Below are 1,610 nucleotides of genomic sequence, written 5' to 3'. Positions count from 1 at the left end.
ACCCTGCAACGCGAGGCCGGCGAGGACGGCCGAGTGCAGATCGAACGCTTCAACGAACCGCGGCTGCAACGCCAGCGCCTGTTGCTGATCGGCCGCCTGCAACGCTTGCAGCGCCTGGGCCTGGCCGACGAAATGCAGCCCGGTACCTGGGCTGTCCATGCCGATGCGGAAAAAACCCTGCGCGCCCTGGGCGAGCGTGGCGACATCATCCGTACCATGCAGCGGGCCATGCGCGGCGAGCCGCGCGAGCTGGCGGTGTTCGAGCCTGGCCCGAATGCCCACGGAAGCGGCCACACCATTCTCGGCCGCGTGGCCGCGAAGGGGCTGACCGACGAGCTGCGCGACCGGGGCTATCTGGTCATCGACGGGGTGGACGGCAAGGCCCACTACGTCGCGCTCAACGCCCATGACGAGCTGGCGAACTACCCGACCGGCGCCGTGGTGGAGGTGAAGGGCTCGGCCGACGTGCGCGCGGCCGACAGCAACATCGCTGCGCTGGCGAGCGATGGCCTGTACCGCACCGACCATCACCTGGCGATTGAGCAAGGTCGGGCCGTGCCCGACCGCGATCCGCGGGAAGTCGTCGCGGCCCACGTCCGCAGGCTGGAAGCCCTGCGCCGGGCCGGCATCGTGGAGCGCGTGGCCGAGGGGCTGTGGAAGGTGCCGGACGACCTACCCGAGCAAGGCCGCCGCTACGACGCGCAGCGCCTGGGCGGCGTGGCGGTGGAGCTGAAATCGCACCTACCCATCGAACGGCAGGCCCACGTGATCGGGGCCACCTGGCTCGACCAGCAGTTGATCGGCGGCGGCTCGGGCCTGGGTGACCTGGGCTTTGGCAGCGAGGTCAAGGATGCGCTGCAAAAGCGGGCCGACTTCCTGGCCGAACAGGGTCTGGCCGAGCGGCGCGGCCAGCGCGTGATCCTTGCACGCAACCTGTTAGGCACGCTGCGCAGCCGAGAGCTGGCGCAGGCCGCGAAGGACATTGCCGCCGACACCGGCCTAGAGCATCGCCCGGTGGCCGATGGGCAGCGCGTGGCCGGTATCTACCGGCGCTCCGTCATGCTCGCCAGCGGGCGCTACGCCATGCTCGATGACGGCATGGGGTTCAGGTTGGTGCCGTGGAAGCCAGTGATCGAGCAACGACTGGGACAGCAGATCGCCGCGACGATCCGGGGTGCCGGTGTGTCGTGGGATGTAGGGCGGCGTGGACGGGGGATGTCGATCGGCTGAATCTACCCCAAGAGAAAGATCACCGCGACATCTCGGAGACATATTGCCGGATAACGCTGTCGGCGCACTTCGTGACTGGCACAGCGCTCGCGTGTCCGACTCACGGGCTCAGCAAATCATTTGGATCACCGGTGCCATCGACAGCAGCGCGCTGTGCGCGGTCGAGCAGCACCTCGCGACTCCAAGCGGCCACGGTCGCTGCTGCATCCACCACATGTGCCCAGGTGCAGCGGTTGGCGAACAGCATGCCAGAGACATCGAAGGTACCGCCGCGGCTGATGTAGCCAAGGGCGCGAGTCTTGGCGGGGCCACTGTCAATGCGGCGCAGAATGCCAAGCATGGGTTCCGGGCGAGTGTGCGTGACAATCACGCGCGGCAGG

1 protein-coding gene and 1 pseudogene are annotated in these 1,610 nt (G+C 68.3%); one reads left to right on the top strand and one right to left on the bottom strand.

The window, feature by feature from the left end; translation table 11 throughout:
- A partial coding sequence (locus WBB14_RS27040) for a DUF3363 domain-containing protein (protein ID WP_424242487.1) occupies positions 1-1,230 on the top strand: 1,230 nt, incomplete at its 5' end.
- 100 nt (positions 1,231-1,330) lie between these two features.
- Here WBB14_RS27040 and WBB14_RS27035 read toward each other — a convergent pair.
- Positions 1,331-1,610 (bottom strand): annotated as a pseudogene (locus WBB14_RS27035) (xylulose 5-phosphate 3-epimerase); the annotation flags it as partial.

Origin of the sequence: Achromobacter sp., assembly GCF_049647645.1 — a bacterium.
Lineage (GTDB): Bacteria > Pseudomonadota > Gammaproteobacteria > Burkholderiales > Burkholderiaceae_B > Achromobacter.
This window is presented reverse-complemented; position numbering and strand designations above follow the sequence as displayed.